Origin of the sequence: Ensifer sp. 1H6, assembly GCF_001976035.1 — a bacterium.
GTDB lineage: Bacteria > Pseudomonadota > Alphaproteobacteria > Rhizobiales > Rhizobiaceae > Ensifer > Ensifer canadensis.
The window spans coordinates 1-16,435 of the sequence record NZ_MOAI01000007.1 but is presented as its reverse complement, the minus strand read 5'-3'; the positions used below and the strand labels follow the sequence as shown (position 1 = coordinate 16,435).

At 59.0% G+C, this 16,435-nt stretch carries 26 protein-coding genes and 1 pseudogene; 12 read left to right on the top strand and 15 right to left on the bottom strand.

Going from position 1 to position 16,435, the window contains the following annotated elements:
- Nucleotides 1-6: 6 nt before the first annotated feature.
- The 4 genes from BKP54_RS10120 to arsH are packed head-to-tail and all read left to right on the top strand — an operon-like array spanning nucleotide 7 to nucleotide 2,735.
- Nucleotides 7-534: an arsenate reductase ArsC gene (locus tag BKP54_RS10120; RefSeq protein ID WP_025426890.1), complete on the top strand. Its 528-nt coding sequence runs from the start codon at nucleotides 7-9 to the stop codon at nucleotides 532-534.
- Complete coding sequence (gene arsB, locus BKP54_RS10115) at nucleotides 534-1,607, top strand: ACR3 family arsenite efflux transporter (protein WP_057205006.1); 1,074 nt, start codon at nucleotides 534-536, stop codon at nucleotides 1,605-1,607. The genes BKP54_RS10120 and arsB overlap by 1 nt, the downstream gene beginning before the upstream one ends.
- On the top strand, nucleotides 1,604-2,032 hold the full coding sequence (gene arsC, locus BKP54_RS10110; RefSeq protein ID WP_225906175.1) for an arsenate reductase (glutaredoxin): 429 nt from the start codon (nucleotides 1,604-1,606) through the stop codon (nucleotides 2,030-2,032). The genes arsB and arsC overlap by 4 nt, the downstream gene beginning before the upstream one ends.
- Nucleotides 2,007-2,735: an arsenical resistance protein ArsH gene (gene arsH, locus BKP54_RS10105; protein WP_025426893.1), complete on the top strand. Its 729-nt coding sequence runs from the start codon at nucleotides 2,007-2,009 to the stop codon at nucleotides 2,733-2,735. Before arsC ends, arsH begins: the two co-directional genes overlap by 26 nt.
- A gap of 42 nt (nucleotides 2,736-2,777) precedes the next feature.
- Here the strand turns inward: arsH and BKP54_RS36440 are convergent, their stop codons facing one another.
- A complete protein-coding gene (locus BKP54_RS36440) occupies nucleotides 2,778-3,002 on the bottom strand; it encodes a GDCCVxC domain-containing (seleno)protein (protein WP_239637575.1) in 225 nt (74 codons plus the stop codon).
- 190 nt (nucleotides 3,003-3,192) lie between these two features.
- On the opposite strand from BKP54_RS36440, the gene BKP54_RS10095 reads away from it, so the two are divergent.
- From BKP54_RS10095 to BKP54_RS10080, 5 genes are all read left to right on the top strand, one after another.
- Entirely contained in the window at nucleotides 3,193-3,513 is a 321-nt protein-coding gene (locus BKP54_RS10095) for a metalloregulator ArsR/SmtB family transcription factor (RefSeq protein WP_025426894.1), read from the top strand.
- A gap of 56 nt (nucleotides 3,514-3,569) precedes the next feature.
- A complete protein-coding gene (locus tag BKP54_RS10090; protein ID WP_025426895.1) occupies nucleotides 3,570-4,967 on the top strand; it encodes an FAD-dependent oxidoreductase in 1,398 nt (465 codons plus the stop codon).
- Between the two features lie 2 nt (nucleotides 4,968-4,969).
- A complete protein-coding gene (locus tag BKP54_RS36435; RefSeq protein ID WP_245317815.1) occupies nucleotides 4,970-5,728 on the top strand; it encodes an MFS transporter in 759 nt (252 codons plus the stop codon).
- A gap of 35 nt (nucleotides 5,729-5,763) precedes the next feature.
- On the top strand, nucleotides 5,764-6,177 hold the full coding sequence (locus tag BKP54_RS36430) for a hypothetical protein (protein WP_245317814.1): 414 nt from the start codon (nucleotides 5,764-5,766) through the stop codon (nucleotides 6,175-6,177).
- A 404-nt stretch (nucleotides 6,178-6,581) separates the two neighbouring features.
- Nucleotides 6,582-6,878 carry a hypothetical protein gene (locus BKP54_RS10080; RefSeq protein ID WP_025426897.1) on the top strand — a complete coding sequence of 99 codons (297 nt, stop codon included), beginning with the start codon at nucleotides 6,582-6,584 and terminating at the stop codon, nucleotides 6,876-6,878.
- 40 nt (nucleotides 6,879-6,918) lie between these two features.
- Here the strand turns inward: BKP54_RS10080 and BKP54_RS34980 are convergent.
- The 4 genes and pseudogenes from BKP54_RS34980 to BKP54_RS10060 all read right to left on the bottom strand — a co-directional run.
- Nucleotides 6,919-7,002 (bottom strand): annotated as a pseudogene (locus tag BKP54_RS34980) (flavin-dependent oxidoreductase); the annotation flags it as partial.
- 242 nt (nucleotides 7,003-7,244) lie between these two features.
- Nucleotides 7,245-8,369 (bottom strand): site-specific integrase, encoded by a 1,125-nt coding sequence (locus tag BKP54_RS10075; protein WP_025426898.1) that lies wholly within the window; start codon nucleotides 8,367-8,369, stop codon nucleotides 7,245-7,247.
- A 205-nt stretch (nucleotides 8,370-8,574) separates the two neighbouring features.
- Nucleotides 8,575-9,111 (bottom strand): DUF1643 domain-containing protein, encoded by a 537-nt coding sequence (locus BKP54_RS10065; RefSeq protein ID WP_084814390.1) that lies wholly within the window; start codon nucleotides 9,109-9,111, stop codon nucleotides 8,575-8,577.
- Nucleotides 9,108-9,431, bottom strand: a complete 324-nt coding sequence (locus BKP54_RS10060; protein WP_084814389.1) for an ASCH domain-containing protein — start codon at nucleotides 9,429-9,431, stop codon at nucleotides 9,108-9,110. The genes BKP54_RS10065 and BKP54_RS10060 overlap by 4 nt, the downstream gene beginning before the upstream one ends.
- A gap of 448 nt (nucleotides 9,432-9,879) precedes the next feature.
- Between BKP54_RS10060 and BKP54_RS34975 the strand changes: the two genes are divergently transcribed.
- Nucleotides 9,880-10,077 carry a hypothetical protein gene (locus BKP54_RS34975; protein ID WP_128090393.1) on the top strand — a complete coding sequence of 66 codons (198 nt, stop codon included), beginning with the start codon at nucleotides 9,880-9,882 and terminating at the stop codon, nucleotides 10,075-10,077.
- A gap of 6 nt (nucleotides 10,078-10,083) precedes the next feature.
- Here the strand turns inward: BKP54_RS34975 and BKP54_RS10050 are convergent, their stop codons facing one another.
- Together BKP54_RS10050 and BKP54_RS10045 are read right to left on the bottom strand one after the other, a co-directional pair.
- Complete coding sequence (locus BKP54_RS10050; protein WP_084814387.1) at nucleotides 10,084-10,440, bottom strand: hypothetical protein; 357 nt, start codon at nucleotides 10,438-10,440, stop codon at nucleotides 10,084-10,086.
- Nucleotides 10,437-10,856, bottom strand: a complete 420-nt coding sequence (locus BKP54_RS10045; RefSeq protein WP_084814386.1) for a DUF968 domain-containing protein — start codon at nucleotides 10,854-10,856, stop codon at nucleotides 10,437-10,439. Before BKP54_RS10045 ends, BKP54_RS10050 begins: the two co-directional genes overlap by 4 nt.
- 151 nt (nucleotides 10,857-11,007) lie before the next feature.
- Between BKP54_RS10045 and BKP54_RS10040 the strand changes: the two genes are divergently transcribed.
- Nucleotides 11,008-11,190, top strand: a complete 183-nt coding sequence (locus BKP54_RS10040) for a hypothetical protein (protein ID WP_084814385.1) — start codon at nucleotides 11,008-11,010, stop codon at nucleotides 11,188-11,190.
- Between the two features lie 20 nt (nucleotides 11,191-11,210).
- On the opposite strand, the gene BKP54_RS10035 is transcribed toward BKP54_RS10040, so the two are convergent.
- The 7 genes from BKP54_RS10035 to BKP54_RS10005 form a co-directional block, all read right to left on the bottom strand.
- The gene (locus BKP54_RS10035; RefSeq protein ID WP_084814384.1) at nucleotides 11,211-11,636 is read right to left on the bottom strand and encodes a hypothetical protein; all 426 of its coding nucleotides are present in this window, start codon (nucleotides 11,634-11,636) and stop codon (nucleotides 11,211-11,213) included.
- Nucleotides 11,637-11,638: 2 nt separating this feature from the next.
- The gene (locus BKP54_RS10030) at nucleotides 11,639-12,301 is read right to left on the bottom strand and encodes a lambda exonuclease family protein (RefSeq protein ID WP_084814383.1); all 663 of its coding nucleotides are present in this window, start codon (nucleotides 12,299-12,301) and stop codon (nucleotides 11,639-11,641) included.
- Entirely contained in the window at nucleotides 12,294-13,034 is a 741-nt protein-coding gene (locus BKP54_RS10025; RefSeq protein WP_245317813.1) for an ERF family protein, read from the bottom strand. Before BKP54_RS10025 ends, BKP54_RS10030 begins: the two co-directional genes overlap by 8 nt.
- Nucleotides 13,035-13,126: 92 nt before the next feature.
- Nucleotides 13,127-14,173 carry a hypothetical protein gene (locus BKP54_RS10020; protein WP_084814381.1) on the bottom strand — a complete coding sequence of 349 codons (1,047 nt, stop codon included), beginning with the start codon at nucleotides 14,171-14,173 and terminating at the stop codon, nucleotides 13,127-13,129.
- A 1-nt stretch (nucleotide 14,174) separates the two neighbouring features.
- A complete protein-coding gene (locus tag BKP54_RS10015; RefSeq protein WP_084814380.1) occupies nucleotides 14,175-14,411 on the bottom strand; it encodes a hypothetical protein in 237 nt (78 codons plus the stop codon).
- On the bottom strand, nucleotides 14,408-14,608 hold the full coding sequence (locus tag BKP54_RS10010; RefSeq protein WP_084814379.1) for a hypothetical protein: 201 nt from the start codon (nucleotides 14,606-14,608) through the stop codon (nucleotides 14,408-14,410). Before BKP54_RS10010 ends, BKP54_RS10015 begins: the two co-directional genes overlap by 4 nt.
- Nucleotides 14,605-14,838 (bottom strand): hypothetical protein, encoded by a 234-nt coding sequence (locus tag BKP54_RS10005; protein ID WP_084814378.1) that lies wholly within the window; start codon nucleotides 14,836-14,838, stop codon nucleotides 14,605-14,607. The genes BKP54_RS10010 and BKP54_RS10005 overlap by 4 nt, the downstream gene beginning before the upstream one ends.
- Nucleotides 14,839-15,061: 223 nt before the next feature.
- Between BKP54_RS10005 and BKP54_RS10000 the strand changes: the two genes are divergently transcribed.
- Nucleotides 15,062-15,811: a DUF5131 family protein gene (locus tag BKP54_RS10000; protein WP_084814377.1), complete on the top strand. Its 750-nt coding sequence runs from the start codon at nucleotides 15,062-15,064 to the stop codon at nucleotides 15,809-15,811.
- Here the strand turns inward: BKP54_RS10000 and tcmP are convergent.
- Entirely contained in the window at nucleotides 15,787-16,305 is a 519-nt protein-coding gene (gene tcmP / locus BKP54_RS09995; protein ID WP_084814376.1) for a three-Cys-motif partner protein TcmP, read from the bottom strand. The two genes, BKP54_RS10000 and tcmP, sit on opposite strands and share 25 nt — an antisense overlap.
- Nucleotides 16,306-16,435: the final 130 nt, after the last annotated feature.

The following is a 16,435-nucleotide window of genomic DNA, read 5'->3' as shown; positions in this document are numbered from 1 at the left end:
GCTCCAATGTCTGAACGTGTTTATAACGTGCTCTTCTTGTGCACGGGCAATTCCGCTCGCTCTATTCTTGCCGAGTCCATCCTCAACGCCGAGGGCAAGGGCAGCTTCCGCGCCTACTCCGCGGGCAGCAATCCAAAGGGCGAGGTCAATCCTCACGCCATCAGGGAGCTAGACGCACTCGGTTATCCGTCCACGGGGTTTTCCTCGAAAAGCTGGGACGTCTTCGCTGAGCCAGGCGCACCGCAGATGGACTTCATCTTCACCGTCTGCGACAGCGCAGCAGGCGAAGCGTGCCCTGTGTGGATTGGCCATCCCATGACCGCACATTGGGGTGTCGAAGACCCGGCAGTCGTCGAAGGGACAGAAGTCGAGGTGCAAAAGGCCTTCGCTCAAGCTGCAAGGTTCGTCAAGAACCGCATATCGGCGTTTCTCAGCCTGCCGCATTCCTCCATCGACAAGCTCGCCCTCGAACAGCACCTGCGCCAGATCGGCAGGATGGAAGGCTCCACGCAGCCTCAGGAAAAGGCAAGCTGATGTCGACGTTTGAACGTTACCTTACCGTCTGGGTGTTTCTCTGCATTGTTGTCGGCATCGCGCTTGGTCATCTGATGCCAGGCGTCTTCCTGGTCGTCGGGGCAGCGGAAATCGCCAAGGTGAACATCCCCGTCGCCGTCCTGATATGGTTGATGGTTATCCCCATGCTGCTGAGGATCGACTTCGGATCATTGTCTAAGGTCGGCAGCTACTGGCGCGGGATCGGCGTCACCCTGTTCATCAACTGGGCGGTCAAGCCGTTCTCAATGGCGCTGCTCGGTTGGCTGTTCGTAGGCTACCTGTTTCGTTCGTGGCTGCCCGAAGACCAGATCGACTCCTATATCGCGGGCCTGATCATTCTCGCCGCAGCGCCGTGCACGGCCATGGTCTTCGTCTGGTCGAACCTGACAAAGGGTGAGCCGCATTTCACGCTTTCCCAGGTCGCACTCAACGACGCCATCATGATTGTCGCGTTCGCGCCGATTGTCGGCCTACTCCTCGGACTGTCGGCAATCACGGTCCCTTGGGACACGCTGACGATCTCGGTCGCGCTCTACATCCTGATCCCTGTGGCGATCTCGCAGGTCCTTCGCAAGATGTTGATGGCCGACGGCACGACGAGGGCTCTCGATGGGCTTCTCACCAAGCTGCAGCCTCTGTCGCTCTTGGCGCTTCTGGCAACCTTGGTCCTGCTGTTCGGCTTCCAGGGTGAACAGATTACCGCCCAGCCGACGATTATCGCACTGCTTGCAGTTCCGATCCTGATTCAGGTCTACTTCAATTCCGGCCTGGCATACCTTTTGAACCGGATGACTGGCGAACAGCATTGCGTTGCGGGACCGTCCGCACTGATTGGGGCATCAAACTTCTTCGAACTCGCGGTCGCGGCGGCCATCAGCCTGTTCGGCTTCCAGTCGGGTGCTGCGCTGGCAACCGTCGTTGGGGTCCTCATCGAGGTCCCGGTGATGCTGTCCGTCGTCTGGATCGTGAACCGCTCGAAGGGCTGGTACGAAGCAGGCACTGCCGTCGCCAAGAACACCATCGTCGAAAAAGCCGTTGCCGAAAGGGCATGATCATGGACGTCACTATCTATCACAACCCGGCCTGCGGCACGTCGCGCAACACGCTGGAAATGATCCGCAACGCGGGTATCGAGCCGACTGTCATCGACTACGTGAACACGCCTCCAACACGCGACCGGCTCGCGCAGACGATCACCGATGCGGGGCTTACGGTCCGTGAGGCGATCCGCGAGAAAGGCACGCCCTATGCGGAACTGGGCCTCGATAATCCGGAGCTGACCGATGATCAGTTGCTCGATGCCATGCTGAAGGACCCGATCCTGATCAACCGTCCGTTCGTCATCACGCCGATGGGTACCCGTCTTTCCCGTCCGTCCGAACTCGTCCTCGATATCCTTCCAGACACTCACAAGGGTGCGTTCACGAAGGAGGATGGCGAGCGCGTCCTCGATGAGAAGGGACGGCGCATTGTCTGAAACACTTCCTGCCGCCGCCAGTGAACACTTGTGTATGCTCGATCTCGATGCGCTGCATCCCGCGTTCTCGACACGCAAGCCGCGCATCCTGATCCTGTACGGTTCACTCCGGGAAATCTCCTACAGCCGTCTTCTGGCACACGAAGCTCGCCGCCTGCTGGAGCGCTTCGGCTGCGAGGTACAGGTGTTCGATCCCAAGGGCTTACCACTCCCCGATGAAGCGCCGATCAGCCATCCCAAGGTGAAAGAACTGCGCGACCTTTCCGAGTGGTCCGAGGGCCAGGTCTGGGTCAGCCCGGAGCGACATGGCGCGATGACCGGCATCATGAAGGCCCAGATTGACTGGATCCCGCTTTCCCTCGGCTCCGTTCGACCGACTCAGGGCAAGACGCTGGCGGTCATGGAAGTGTCCGGCGGCAGCCAGTCGTTCAATGCGGTCAACCAGATGCGCATTCTCGGTCGCTGGATGCGGATGATCACGATCCCGAACCAGTCTTCATTTGCCAAGGCCTACCAGGAGTTTGACGGCGATGGCCGGATGAGGCCGTCGTCCTACTACGACCGCGTCGTCGACGTCTGCGAAGAGCTGGTGAAGTTTACGTGGCTTACCCGAGATGCGTCGTCGTACCTCACTGACCGCTACAGTGAGCGGAAAGAGGATGCGGAGAAGCTGGAGAAGCGGGTTCAGCTCAAGGCCATCTGAACAAACGCCTTGTTCGAAGCTCCACCAGGGGATGAAGACCTATCAGGAGGCGGAGCAACACGATCCTGTTCTATTTTGCCTGTCTTCTTGGACCGGCGGGCAAGGTACGTCACCGTAGGAGCAGAACACACAACAGTCACCAGCTTTTGGCCGGAGCATCGTGCCACATCCGATACATTCATAGAAAAACTGGCAAGCGTCGACGGGCATCGTTTCCGTTGCCGTTTGCCCGCAGTGCGGACAGGTAAGGGTCGATTGAAGCTGCACCATCGTTCCTTGCTTTAGTAGACAGGGTGATTCTACTTGGCACGGCACGTGAGCCCAACAACTAAAAACATCATGCCCGGTGCGGGCGGTACGAGCACCCAGATTGACGGTATACTTCTACGCGCACCGTATTTCCACAAATGCCGAAATACTCTTTGACCGGAGGCGGTTTTCGCCATAGCTTATTTCCATGATTATCGAAAAAGCAGCATCGCAGCTCGAAGCGATTGGCAACGTTACCCGCCTTCAGATTTACCGTGCGCTTGTGCGTGCCGGTGAAGATGGCCTGCCGGTCGGGAAGCTGCAGGAGAAGCTGGAAATTCCGGCATCGACCCTTTCACACCACCTCAAGCGGCTCGTCGATACAGGCCTTGTTATCCAGGATCGTCAGGCGACGACACTGATTTGTACCGCGAACTACAAGCACATGAACGCGCTGATTGGCTACCTTGCCGATGAGTGCTGCGCCGACGCAGCTTGCTCAAAGCAGACCGACGAAACCGTAGCCTGAGGGCTTTTTTTCGCACTCTAATTTCGAAACTTCCAGAAATACGAAAGGATATGCAGATGGCTTTAGATAGTAACCTTCCTGTGGCAGTGATTGGTGCTGGTCCTGTTGGCCTCGCAGCTGCCGCGAGACTGGTCGAGGCAGGCATCACACCGCTTATCCTGGAACGGGGGGCTTCCGTCGGCTCAGCACTTGTTGACTGGGGCCATGTCCGCGTGTTCTCACCCTGGAAATACAACATCGACGATGCCGCGCGGCGATTGCTCGATGACCACGGCTGGAGCGCTCCACGAGCAGATGGTGTGCCGACGGGTCGGGAGATCGTTCAAAACTATCTGCTTCCACTATCTGCTATCCCTCAGATCGCTGACAACCTGAAACTCAGTGCTACGGTCAAGGCGATTACGCGTGCGGGGTTTGACAAGGTCTCATCAAATGGTCGTGAGGCTGCGCCCTTCGTGGTCCGCTACAACGATGCAACGGGTGAGCACGACGTCCAGGCACAGGCCGTTATCGACGCATCCGGCACATGGACGCAACCGAACCCGATGGGGATCAACGGGCTGCCTGTTGTTGGTGAAATTGCCTCCGGCAGGCTCTCCTATGGCATTCCAGATGTTGCCGGGACCAGGCGGGCTGACTTCGTTGGCAAGCGAACATTGGTCGTCGGAAGTGGTCACTCCGCAATCAATGTCGCCTTGGCCTTATTGGAACTTCAGGAAAGTGATCCTGCGACTGAAATCTTCTGGGCGCTCCGTCACCATGGTGTAGCTCGCCTTCTTGGCGGCGGTCTCAATGACCAGCTACCCGAGCGCGGTGCCCTCGGGTTGGCTGCGAAGAAGGCCATGGACGAGGGTCGCCTCAAAATGCTGACGTCCTTTGCTGCCAGAAGTGTGAAATCAGAAGGCGAAGGGGTGGTGGTCGAAGCCGTGTCAAATGGAGAGCCTATCACACTGGCGCTCGACCATGTGGTGGTCACGACTGGTTTCCGGCCTGACCTATCGTTTCTTCGAGAACTCCGCATTGATCTCGATCCTGCCGTGGAGGCCCCGCCAGCCCTGGCTCCACTGATCGATCCGAACCTTCATTCCTGCGGTACCGTCCCGCCCCACAGCGTCGATGAATTGGCCCATCCGGAGAAGGATTTCTACATCGTCGGCTCGAAGTCCTATGGCCGCGCTCCAACATTCCTGATGAAGACCGGCTACGAACAGGTTCGTTCCGTGGTCGCCGAGCTTGCAGGGGATCATCTCGCCGCCAGACGGGTCGAACTTGTCCTTCCCGAGACAGGAGTGTGCTCTGTCGACCTCGCAGTGAATGCCACATCATCCGGATGCTGTGGGGGACCTGCGCCCTTAGAAACGGATGCCTGTTGTGTCGCCGACGCGACCGCCAAATCCGAGGGAAAGTCCGGATGTGGTTGCTCGGCGTCGGTCGTTGAAGAAGAGCGAGCGTGATCATGGAAGGACGGAAGCTTCCTACATGGGCGCTGGCGGGCCTCGGCGCATCACAAATTATCGGATACGGCACGCTCTATTATGCCTTCAGCATCCTGGTGCCAGAAATCGCCGAAGACATCGGCAAATCGCAGCAATGGGTCTTCGGAGCCTTTTCGGTGGCTCTGCTCGTTGGCAGCCTTGCCGCACCCCTCTCAGGCTACCTTGCCGACCGGATCGGTGCGGGGCGATTGATGGCGGCAGGATCGCTGTTAGCCTCCGCGACACTCGTCTTGATGGCGGTATCCACCGGGCCAATCACCTTCGCTGTCGCACTGGCGCTGACCGAAATCGTCTCTGTCGCTGTCCTCTATGCCACTGCCTTCACGGCTATCGTTCAGACTGGAGGACACAAAGCCCAGAAGTCGATTGTTCACCTGACACTGATCGCTGGTTTCGCCTCTTCGCTGTTCTGGCCGCTGACATCCTGGCTGCATGGTTTTCTGTCTTGGAGAGAAGTCTACCTGCTCTTTGCCGCGTTGAACCTCCTCGTCTGTCTTCCAGTGCATTTGGCGCTGGCGCGGCTGACGACGACTGCGGTGTTCGCTTCCAGGGGTACCGTCGCGGCCGTTGGCGAACACCGGCCACTTGCGAACGGAACGCTTGTATTCTCCCTCATGCTGCTTGGCTTTGCCATCGAAGGCTATGCGCTGTCGGCGATCCTGGTTCATATGGTTCCGCTCACACAGCGCTCGGGTTTGGTGCCGCAGGTCTCCTGGTAGCCTCGCTGTTCGGTCCGGCTCAGGTCGCAAGTCGCTTGATCAACCTGCTCTTCGGCCGTGAACTGTCGCAGAAATGGCTGGCTGTTATCGCGACCGGGCTCCTGCCAATCGGTTTGACGATCCTCCTGATGACGACACCGTGGGTGGCCGGAGCGGTAATGTTCGCTATCTGCTTCGGATTAGGCTCCGGTCTGACAAGCATTGTCGGCGGGACATTGCCGCTCGAACTGTTCGGACCAAAGGGATACGGCAGTCGTCTCGGCTGGGCCACGTCGGCCAAACAGATGATGTCGGCGATTGCGCCGCTCGCCATGTCCATGTCGATGGCCGGGATCGGCGTCGTGCCGTCCATCTGGATGACTGTGGCTATTGGCATAGCCGGGGTGGTGGCATTCTTAGCCATCGTTGCAGTCGTGCAGGGTCCTGCCGGACTGCCCCGACCGGCTTAACGCTTCACGTTCGTTCTTTCGTCACGGTTTGCCGCTGATACTGGACGACCTCATGCCCAGTCAGCCTAAGGTCGTCCAGGGAGCAATTGGGTCGTGCGTCGGTCGCCTTTATTCGGCCGCTTCGTCTAGAGCATTTCCAGGAAAAGTGCGAAGCGGGTTTTCCGTCAGGATATGCGTAAAAACAAAGAGATAGAGCGTTTGTGCGGTTCCGCATAAATCGGAAACGCTCTAGGATCGCCGATCCAGGCTTCAAGTCGACCGACTGCGTGTCGAAACCGACTGCCTGGTGGAACGGTTGCAGCGATCAAGCGTTATTCTTACCAGGCAGCGTAAGCCCGCAGGCAGAGGCTGCCTGGTATCTCGTCAGGTGGGACTGAATCCCGACCGGAGATAGGAGCAGCGCCATGAGAATTTCTACGAAAATGTCATGCGTCGCATTTGTCGTCACCTTGGCCGGGAACACCGCACCGGCTTTTGCCGACAACTACTATTACGAGCCTGCACCCGGCGGCGTCTATGTTGATCCCATGCCGACGGGCAATGTGTATGTGGAGCCGATGCCGATGTACGGCGCTTACGGTTACTACCGTCCGCCGGCCCGGACGTTGGGTGACGAACGCGAACGCTATACGAATGAGTTCATGGGGCCCGGTGAAGGTGATTACTACCAGGGGATCGCGCACCCGCCACCAGTTCCCTGAGCGCCCGATCGTTCAGCATGAGGAAACGAGCAGCTGCGGCTCAGCGCCAGCCGAGAGTCGGTGCGACGCGATGTAGGGTCGCCTCGATAACGTGTGCGCTGTAGTCGACGCCCAGCTGATTGGGACGGCCGTGTCGGCCTCATCGATTGTCTCGCCTGGCGGCGCGCCAGCTTAGCCCTATGCCGACAGCATGCGGCGAGGTGAGAACAGTTGGCGCACAGTCTTTGGTCGCACCCAATTTCAGGTAAGACCAAGAGTATCAACTAGATGGAAAAGTGGTGGCGACCCCTGCAGGATTCGAACCTGCGACAACCTGCTTAGAAGGAATGGACGCGCTTTCCGATTTTGCGCCTATTTTCCAGAGAGTTACGCGACGTCTGTTCCGCTGGTCCGGGACTTTTTCCGGGATTTTGCGACCTTCTCTAATGCGTCCGCAACTTCCTCGTCCAGTACGTGTGCGTAACGAGCCGTAGTCTTCATGCTCGCGTGGTTCAGCACCTTCTGCGTTAGCTTAAGGTTGCCAGTCGCCCGAAGGACTTTCGTCGCGACATCGTGGCGAATGTCGTGAAAACGGAAATCCTCGATCCCAGAACGCTTGCGGGTGCGCTGCCATTCGGACTTCGATCCGGAATACGTGATCGGATAGCGTTGGCCCTTGGTCTTTCCCTTGCTATTGCGTTTGGCGACGTAGGTGAAAACCCATTCATCGTGGTGGCCCTTTAGGGGCTCGAGGATGGCCCAAACTTCAGGCGTGATCGGTGTCGTAACCTTCCGGCTTCCTTTGCCCAACTTGGTGATGCGCTTTGCGAACCAATTCACCTCGGACCATCTGATCAGCGTTTCTCGGCGACGTAGACCGGTGATGCGTGCAAACTCTAGCCATGGCTCGTAGTCGGCCCTGACTGCCTCGTCCAGTTTATGGCCTTCCTCCAAATGAAGCTCACGCACCCTTTCATCGGCTTCTTTCAGCCAGTGGGTCTTCCAATTCGGTTCGGACGGGAAATGATACTTCCACGTCAGTTTTGCCCGCGTGAAAAGCTTCTTGAGAACTGCGGTTGTGTCGCGATTGACGGTGGCGGGCGATACCGTCGGCATCTCTCGCTTGTCTTTGTATTCCTTCTTGCCCCATCGCTGCTGCTGTCGCCGCCAGGTGGTGAGCGCGGTGACATTGCCGTCGGTGATGTCGGACAGCCGCTTATCTTTCCCGAAGAAGCTTACAAGCCGTTCCAGCGCTCGATAGGTGTCGGCGCTGCAGGCGTGGTACTGCCCGACTTCGGTGTAATACCGGCCGGCGGCAAGGTCGATCGTCAGGGGGACGTTGCCCGTCCGCGCTTCGTCGGCCAGGTCCTTCTTGGCCTGTGCCTTCAGTTGCCGTTCTATCTCTTGGGCTTTTTGCTTATTCCGAGCCTTTGTAGATCCGAGAAAGCGACGACCGTTGATTTGGAAGTCGTATTGGTAGAACGGACTTTTGGCATGCTTGTAGACGGACACGCGCGGTCTCTCCGGCTCTTTATGAAGTCGTTGATATCGTCCATGTGAAATCCGAGGCGGGGCTTAGTAGTGCCTTTTCCCCTCGGCACAAAGGCTATATCGCCAGCCTTCACGAATTCGCGCAAGGTCTTGGTCGAGACGTTCAGGGCCTTGGCTGCCTGCTCGCTACTGAGGAGGAGTGGGTTGCTGGATAGATCGAGGGTGCTCATGGCCGATCCCCTTGCGTTGCGAGGGCGGCTGGCGCGAAGTATTCCTTCGGCTGAGTGCTGGCAGCGACATAGAGCGGGTGGCCCGGGTGACCGTCTGCCGTGACCTTGAGCGCGGCAAGCGGGAAGAACTCGAAGCGTTCTGCTACTTCCCGGCCACGGTCACGAAACGCGCCGTGCGTACCCCATGCGCAAATGATCTTGCGGGAGCTCTGAGCTATTGCGAGTAAGTGCCGGTCATTCTCGGGGCCGATAGGATCGGGATGGCCGTAAAGCGCCTTCGGATCGGTGGAGCGTAAGGCGAACAGATTCCCGACGATCAGGCCGCCAAATCCCCACGACTTCGCAAACCCGGTGCATCGACGAATGGTCGGATCATCTTGGTTGGCATCGGCCGTGGAAGGGTTGAGCATCAGGAACGCGATCTTTGGCAGGCCGACATCCCATAGCCGTTCAAGGCGGTAGCGATAGGCGCCACAGCTAGAGATGACCGCCGAGGACGTTGTTTCCTTCGAGAATAAATCGAGGCTACTCATGGCTGATCCCCTTGCGCTACGAGGGCAGCGACATCGATCGCGAACACTTCGACGGGCTCGGGACCGAAATGCGGATGGGTGATCGTCTTCCGCATGAACCCGCGCCACGGAAGTTCAAGTGTGCGCTCAGGATCGCCGGCCTTGGGATAGCCCAGCGTCAAAACGATGCCGTCGAACTCCTTGTGAATAAGGCTGTCGCCAAACCACGGATCGCAGAGCCGGTTTGTCCAGTACTCGGTTGCCTCTCGATACTCTTCGGTCTTCTTCCCGGCTTTGATGGCCTCGAAGTATTCTGCCTTCAGCGAGAGATAGAGCTTCATGGCTGCGTCTCGTCCGGTTTGATGACCCAAAGGTGTTCCGGCGCGCGGGAGAGCGCAGTTGCATTCCCCGACCCCCTGCGGCTAGTTGTAGAGCATGACGAATGATCTGCCGGCCGATTGGCACTTCCTTTCAAGGGAGAGCGCGACCCAAATTGAAAACGAACTAAGGCGAGAGCTTTGCGAAGCGCATGTATTACACGGGGTCCAGGTGCAGGCTTTGGCCCGAAAGCAAGGTCGAGACGATTTCTTGTTTCGAGTCCCCGATCGGACGTATGCGCAAGTGCATCTGACCTGGCGATACGAGCCTTCTCCCGACTGGCCGTCGACTGAGGTGTTTGCGAGCCTTGCCGTGTGGAAACAATGGTTGATTGAGGATGGGGAGTAGGGTTTAGCTCCGCCTTGACCTCTATCAGAGCGAGTGACGGGAACCGGAATCGAAGTGGACCGCATGACTGAGGACGACCAGAACAATTCTGTTCTAACTCTTTTGAGAAATCTCGCCGTTTCGCGATTGAAAACGGCTCGAGCAATGCTGGATGCATACGCAGCCAACGCTTTGCCCTTGCCAGCGACCGAAGAAGACCTCGAGTATTGGGAGGCAGAGCTTCTCGACGCTGAAAAAGAGATTGCGCGTCTAAACCACTAGCCCAAGTCATTTCGATGGTCCTCCATCCGGGACGTTTTCCGGTTCGCTGTCTGCCAACGGGGCGGCGAGGCGGCGCAACTCGAAACCAAGGCCGGCAAGCCTTGCGAGGATTTCGCGCACGTCATCCGGCGTGATGATGTTGATGTCCCACGTCAGCGCTGTCGCCAGAGCGATACGCTCCTCGTGCGTACTGGCCACCGGCTTGTCTGCTTCAGCGAAGCGGGAGGAGAGGGCGGCATCGACGACATTGGTCGCGACGAGGAGCGCCTCGTCGATGCTCATTGGGAATCCGCTGGTCGATAGGTGCCAATCCTGAATTGCTCGGGTGGCTTCCAGCTTCATTTCATCGGTGATAACCGTCATGCCTCGTCCCTCGATCGGAGTGCGCCGGCGTCGGCCAGCGTCTGGTTGATAATGGCGGTCGCGAACGCAATGGCGTCGTCGCCGAGGTCTGACCAGATGCCGTGGATGACGAGCGCCAGAAGGTGCGGGTCGATCCCGATCGACGACCAGAACCGCTCCTCGTTCATGCCGTGCTGGCGGCGGTGTTCGGCTTGGTGCAGAGGCAACGCCCAGCGGTCGGACACCTTGCTGCCTTTGCCGCGGCCATAGTGGCCGTATCGGGGCGAGGCGAATGACAGGTGCGCGGCCTCGACGCCGTATCGACCGGTCACACAGCAAGGCAGTTCGTGAATGAAGGCGAGGTAGTCCTTATTCTTCGACGCTTTCTGCTTCGGCGTCGGGTCCGGGCGGAACGAGTGCGCAATACGAAAAGCCATTAGCGAGCCTCCCCATACGGAACATTACCGATGGCTGCCGGTTCACTTTCCACAGGAAAGGAGTCAGATGATGAGCAATCCGAAGGAACAGAACTAGACATCGAGCCCTCCCGAGATGATTCCGTTGCCAGACCGGTCCGGCGGATCCCCTTTGCACGATGCCGACAATCCGCCGGCCGATCAGGGCCGCGTGCCGCCGGTTCCGAGCCGCGATGAGGCCAATGTTGACCCGGATGACGCCTTGCCCGAAGACAGCGAGGAGGAGATCCTCGACGACGACCCGGCGCGCGAAAAGACCCGCTTCGACGAAGAGCTTCCGAAGAGTAGCCGCTAGGCGTTGCTGTCGGTTCGACATCACGCAGCCTCCTGAAGGAACGCGAGCGGATCGAACCCTACGTGATCGGCAAGCAGCTCCATCGCCTGGTTCATGAAGGCGCAGAACTCGTCGTGATCCATCTTGTCGAGAGCGATACTGTCGGGAACGAGGGTGATTTCGCCGGTCCGCAAATTGATGGTCTGCTCGCGGTAACCGAGTGTCATCTTGATGTCGCGGTGCAGGTTTTCAGGAGAAGCCCACTTGCCCGTGACCTTGACCACGAGGCCAAGCGCCTTCCAGTAGGTGCGCAACTGCTTGCTCGAGCGCTGCGATACCGGGACGAGCTCGAAAACCTTCCCTTGCGGTATCCCGGCCATCTTCTCGGCATCGTCGGCCGTGTGCGCGCGGAGACCGCGCGGCGTCATCACGGCTTCGATGTGCGGGGGCTTCTCCTTCTTCGCCATGGTCAGCCCGCCATGAGCAGTTCTGCAGGCGCGTCGGCTTTCGGCTCCTCATAGAGCCGGCGAAGCCCGATCACCTTGCCGCGGACCTCATTGAGGAACGCGACGACCTCCTTCTCGAGATCGGCAATCAGTGCATCGTCGCGATGGACACGCCGGCAGAAAAACCGCATCGATTCCGGCAAACGCGGATCGTAGGAGACGAAATCGCACCACTTCCGGCCCGTGCACGCCATCTGCCACATCATTTGGGTGACGTATTTCGACGGCACTTCCTTGTTCAGCAGGGTTTCGATGTGCGTGTGGGTTTCCGGGCACTTGATTTCCAGAAGCCCATCAACATCGACGAGGCCGTCGGGAGATGCACCGCTGTCGCCGATCACCGGGTGAGAAACGAACGCCACCTGGACAACGTCGGTGTCGCGATAAAACTCGTAGGTCTTTCGCGCTTCCGGCTCCTGCTCGGTTCCCCAGGCCATAGCGGCATTGCTGAAGCGTTCGGCAGGCGAGCCGGTGAGGCGTTCGGCGATCAGCTCGCCCGCGTATTTCGCGCGGGAGGCTGACGGGCCTGATTTCGTCTTGGCGATGACGTCGGCGACGCGCGAGGCGGTCACCTTACCGAGGCGAATTGCGTGCCATTCGGCAGTACCCTGAACCATATCATCCATTGTTCTGCTCCTCGGTCTGGCGCTGTTTTTTCTGCTGGGCAAAGCGATCGAGTGAGGCCATGGCCTCGTCGAACTTTGCCGCAGGCATTTCGGGGATGGCTCCGATGTGCCAGCGCTTGCAGAAGCGCTCGATATCGGCGCCCGCGTCGTCGACCTTCTGGCGCAGCTGCGTGGCCTGCTCTTCGCTCACCGGGCCGGCCGGTCCCTTGGGGCGGTTCCCGTCGTTGTCGTCGCCGGTGCTGATGTTGAAGAGCATGCAGAGGAGATAGCGGCGGCCATAGGTGGCAGTGCTGCCGAAGGCCTGCGTGCCGGTCTTGTTCACGCCACCCTTTGCGCCTGCGCCGTCAACCGGGATAGCGCCCACACCGTTGCGGACGTAGCCGCCGGAATGCGAAATCTCCCACTTGATCAGCAATTCCCCCAAGTCGTTATAGCCGTCGGGCTGGAACGAGACGCCGAAGCCGTGGGCGTAGATGATCGGCATGGCCTGATCTTCGATCGCGGCCAGGTCGGCATAGTTCGAGTTGGTATGGCTGTTGCGCTTGTTCTTCGTGACGACCGGGAGCTCTTTCTGGCAGGCCGACATTGCGGAGAAGTAGGCGGTTTTCGCCTCATACTCGCGGTCTTCGCGGGCCATCTCCCGGTTGCGGTCTTCCATCCGCTCTTTCATCGCAAGCATCTGTTCGAGCCGGTCGATCGGGATAGTCGGGTCCATGGCGATGCGCTCGATCATGGCGACCATGGGCGCGTCATTGGCAGGGACGAGCCTTGTCTCGTCCTGCGCTGCGATTTCATGCTTCGCTACAGCGTTCACTGGCGTGCTCCTCAGTAGGTGAAGGTGATGTTGGGGATCAGACCGCTGACCATGTGGGCAACGATCTTCTTGGCCTGCTCTGGGCTGACCTCGGCGCAGGCGACGAGGGCGTTGACGACGGTGTTGTTGACCGTGCGGCGATGCTCGATGTCCGCTTCGCGGCGCAGCTGCTCGGCGAGTTCGGCGGCCTGCTCGTCAGCAATCCGCTGGCGCTCGGCCTCTGCTGCCCGCTCGGCGCGTTCGTTGGCTTCGCGTGCTTCCTGCTCGGCCGCATCAATGCGGGCCTGGGCATCGCGCTCAGCCTGTTCGGCGGCGTACGCGGCCGCCTGGGCAATAGCGTCTTTGCGCTGTTCTTCAGCCAAACGTTCGCGCTCAATCCTGACCGCTTCGGCGCGGGCTGCTTCTTCCGAGGCAAGTCGATCGGCTTCTTGCCGGTCCCGTTCAGCTTGGGCAGCGCGCAGTGCAGCAAGTTCGGCCGCATCGGCTTCCTGTTTCACTGCCACGTCGATCAGACGGGTGAGCGAGGCGACAGCGTCCTGTTTGGCGAGTGCAGCACGATCTTCGAACTCTTCCCACGAAGCGTCGACGATTATGCCTTCGGTCGCCATAAGCATGGTTTTCAGGTCCGCAGACGGGAGTCCGAGGGGCGTGGTGATGAGAGCCAGCAAGAGGTCGAGCGCGGCTTGATGCTTGTTGACCCGAGCTTGTTCCGCGTCTTCCCAATCGGTCAGCGGCTTGCGAATGCTCGTCTGTAGAGCTTCAAGGCGCTCCTCGATCTTGGTGCGCGTCGCGTTCACCTTCTTAGTGTTCTCGCGCCACTCGCCGGTGAGTGTGAGGCCCTGCCTGTCCAGGGCGACCTTCGTCTTCGCAATCTTGAAGGCGAGCGATTTGATCTCGTCGCGACCCTTCTTCGACGAGACATCCGGTTTGTGTTCGGCGACCTTCTCAAGGATGGCGGAATAGAGCTTGTCGAATTCCGCCTCGTCCGTGAAAGTCGCGGCGTTCGGTACCGCCGGCAACGTGACGATCAGATCGGTGGTGGTGGACGTGACATCCATCTTAGATGGTCCTCTCGGCTACGATTTTGCGGTGGACTTCCTCCGTGTTCACAAACCCAATCGCCATGAAGGCGAGGAGGGCGCACAGGAGGAGAAGGAAGTAGGCTGTGGCGTAGGACGCGCGGTTGAACTCGGCGATCGCGTCCAGATCGATGTTGCGTGCCGGCGGAAGCCGGCAGTGGCCGCACTCGCAGTACCGGGCGGCCGGGTCGCAGGCGTAGGAGACGGGGCGGGTCATTGAAGGTTCGCCCCCTCAACCAGTGGCGCATGCGGCGCGGCATTATGCCCGATGATCAGAGCCGCACTGATTTGCTCTGCGGCGTCAGCGAGGCTGGAAAAGGTTGGTGCGAGGCCACAAGCGAAGTCTTCCTGCCAATGGCGAACCCAGGCTGCCTGTTGGCGAAGCGCCGCGCGAAGTCGTTCGTTTTCAGTCATGCTGCGCTCCTTTCGATCGAAAAGATTCGGGTAGTGATCAGGTCAGGGACGGCGGAGTAGCGCTGGAAGGTCTCGACGCTGGTGCCGGTGAAGCTGGAAGCCTCCTCGATCGCAGCCGCTTCCGACCGGAATTCCAGAGCGTCGTCGCTGTCGTAGGAGAAGAAGCCGTCTTCGGTCAGAACGCGGCCAACCTCGTCTTCAATCCGGTACCGCGTGACCATCGTGCCCATTTGCTTCGTCCTCTCGTCAGCGCCTTGCTGATAAGATGAAGGTACATATTGTACCCTAAGACGTCAATGGGGTGGGGGTATAAAAAATACCTTATTGGTTGCGCGTTGTGCGAACCCTGCTAGAATCGCGGACACGAAAACCCGGCAGAATGGTCCGGTCGGAGCACGCTTCCTTAATCATTTCTCAATTACCGGTTAAGTTCGATTCGGAGACACGCGCGCCATGGCAGACACATCAATCGAATGGACGGATGCGACATGGAACCCGGTGGCGGGATGCTCCATCATGAGCGCCGGATGCACGAACTGTTATGCGATGCGGATGGCGGCCCGCCTCGAAGCGATGGGCCTCGAGAAGTACAAGGGTCTTACGCGCAAGAGTGGCGGTCGGCCGAAATGGACAGGCGCTCTTTACTTAGACGACAACGCGCTGTCAGTACCCGCAGGGTGGGCGAAACCGAGAAACGTCTTCGTCAATTCCATGTCTGATTTATTCCACCCCGACGTGCCGGTTGATTTCATCCGCAAGGTCTGGTCAGCGATGTCGCAGACGCGCCGGCACACCTACCAAATCCTCACCAAGCGCCCGGATCGCATGGTCGAAGTCCTGAGTGAAGGGTTCGCTGTGCTCCCCAACGTCTGGCTTGGGACAAGTGTCGAGGATGGCCGCGTTCTTCATCGCCTGGACGATCTTCGCAACGTGCCGGCGGCGATCCGATTTGTTTCCTTTGAGCCGCTTATCGGATCGGTCGCCCGTGGTCGTCTGGACGGTATTCAGTGGGCGATTGTTGGTGGCGAGTCTGGCCCGAAGGCTCGTTCGCTCGACCCTATATGGGTCGATGAGATTTTCGACCTTTGTACCGACGCAGGCGCTGCATTCTTTTTCAAGCAGTGGGGTGGCGTAAACAAGAAGGCAACTGGCCGCTCCTATCGGGGCACAACATGGGATCAGATGCCGGCCCTGAGTATGTGATGGGCTATATCGCTGGCGACCTTTACCGCAGCCTTGCTGGGGTTCGATACGGCGAAGAAAAGGGAAGCCATAGGCGCGCCGTTCGGATGCTTTAGGCGAAGAGGCCTGAGAACCGTCCCCTTGAAGACAGATTTGAGCCTTGCGTGCACCCAATCCTCAATCTTGTCCGCGTCGACAATCCGCCTCTCTCGGTTAAAAAGGTCGCCAAGAAGGTCCGTCGAAGCCTCTTCGCTGGCGTACCAATCTTGCCTCCAGCTATCGGTGCCGAAAACGCGATTGAGAGCGTCGATTTTGCCCTGGTCGAGCTTTAGCGGATCCTTCGGAGCGTTTCGGTACAAGCCTGACAATGGGAAGAAGTACCAACAGTCGAGAGCTTCGGTGCGAGCGATAGATGCAACAGTGTCCCAGCTCACCTCCATCCCATAAGGATCCAGGAAAATGACACCGCGCATGCGCTCCTTCTTCCAACTGCGCGCTTCGCAAAAGCTGGACATTGATGGAATGCACCCCTCAACTGAGACATATTAAGTAGCGGACAGTTTCTCGAATACAGGAACTGGAAATGGTTGGAAGAAAGCCGAGATTTAGCGAAGAAGAGAAGCTCTCCATGCTCGTGCGGATGCA

Excerpts from the sequence above, each read along its gene's own strand:
- BKP54_RS36435 (WP_245317815.1), top strand. The coding sequence starts at position 4,970 with ATGGAAGGACGGAAGCTTCCTACATGGGCGCTGGCGGGCCTCGGCGCA.
- BKP54_RS10090 (WP_025426895.1), top strand. The coding sequence starts at position 3,570 with ATGGCTTTAGATAGTAACCTTCCTGTGGCAGTGATTGGTGCTGGTCCT.
- BKP54_RS34975 (WP_128090393.1), top strand. The coding sequence starts at position 9,880 with ATGACTGAGGACGACCAGAACAATTCTGTTCTAACTCTTTTGAGAAAT.
- arsH (WP_025426893.1), top strand. The coding sequence starts at position 2,007 with ATGAGAAGGGACGGCGCATTGTCTGAAACACTTCCTGCCGCCGCCAGT.
- BKP54_RS10080 (WP_025426897.1), top strand. The coding sequence starts at position 6,582 with ATGAGAATTTCTACGAAAATGTCATGCGTCGCATTTGTCGTCACCTTG.
- BKP54_RS10025 (WP_245317813.1), bottom strand. The coding sequence starts at position 13,034 with ATGATCGAGCGCATCGCCATGGACCCGACTATCCCGATCGACCGGCTC.
- BKP54_RS10020 (WP_084814381.1), bottom strand. The coding sequence starts at position 14,173 with ATGGATGTCACGTCCACCACCACCGATCTGATCGTCACGTTGCCGGCG.
- BKP54_RS10030 (WP_084814383.1), bottom strand. The coding sequence starts at position 12,301 with ATGGATGATATGGTTCAGGGTACTGCCGAATGGCACGCAATTCGCCTC.
- BKP54_RS10065 (WP_084814390.1), bottom strand. The coding sequence starts at position 9,111 with ATGAGTAGCCTCGATTTATTCTCGAAGGAAACAACGTCCTCGGCGGTC.
- BKP54_RS10045 (WP_084814386.1), bottom strand. The coding sequence starts at position 10,856 with ATGGCTTTTCGTATTGCGCACTCGTTCCGCCCGGACCCGACGCCGAAG.
- BKP54_RS10120 (WP_025426890.1), top strand. The coding sequence starts at position 7 with ATGTCTGAACGTGTTTATAACGTGCTCTTCTTGTGCACGGGCAATTCC.
- arsC (WP_225906175.1), top strand. The coding sequence starts at position 1,604 with ATGATCATGGACGTCACTATCTATCACAACCCGGCCTGCGGCACGTCG.
- BKP54_RS10095 (WP_025426894.1), top strand. The coding sequence starts at position 3,193 with ATGATTATCGAAAAAGCAGCATCGCAGCTCGAAGCGATTGGCAACGTT.
- arsB (WP_057205006.1), top strand. The coding sequence starts at position 534 with ATGTCGACGTTTGAACGTTACCTTACCGTCTGGGTGTTTCTCTGCATT.
- tcmP (WP_084814376.1), bottom strand. The coding sequence starts at position 16,305 with ATGTCCAGCTTTTGCGAAGCGCGCAGTTGGAAGAAGGAGCGCATGCGC.
- BKP54_RS10050 (WP_084814387.1), bottom strand. The coding sequence starts at position 10,440 with ATGACGGTTATCACCGATGAAATGAAGCTGGAAGCCACCCGAGCAATT.
- BKP54_RS10035 (WP_084814384.1), bottom strand. The coding sequence starts at position 11,636 with ATGGCGAAGAAGGAGAAGCCCCCGCACATCGAAGCCGTGATGACGCCG.
- BKP54_RS10010 (WP_084814379.1), bottom strand. The coding sequence starts at position 14,608 with ATGACTGAAAACGAACGACTTCGCGCGGCGCTTCGCCAACAGGCAGCC.
- BKP54_RS10015 (WP_084814380.1), bottom strand. The coding sequence starts at position 14,411 with ATGACCCGCCCCGTCTCCTACGCCTGCGACCCGGCCGCCCGGTACTGC.
- BKP54_RS10060 (WP_084814389.1), bottom strand. The coding sequence starts at position 9,431 with ATGAAGCTCTATCTCTCGCTGAAGGCAGAATACTTCGAGGCCATCAAA.
- BKP54_RS10000 (WP_084814377.1), top strand. The coding sequence starts at position 15,062 with ATGGCAGACACATCAATCGAATGGACGGATGCGACATGGAACCCGGTG.
- BKP54_RS10005 (WP_084814378.1), bottom strand. The coding sequence starts at position 14,838 with ATGGGCACGATGGTCACGCGGTACCGGATTGAAGACGAGGTTGGCCGC.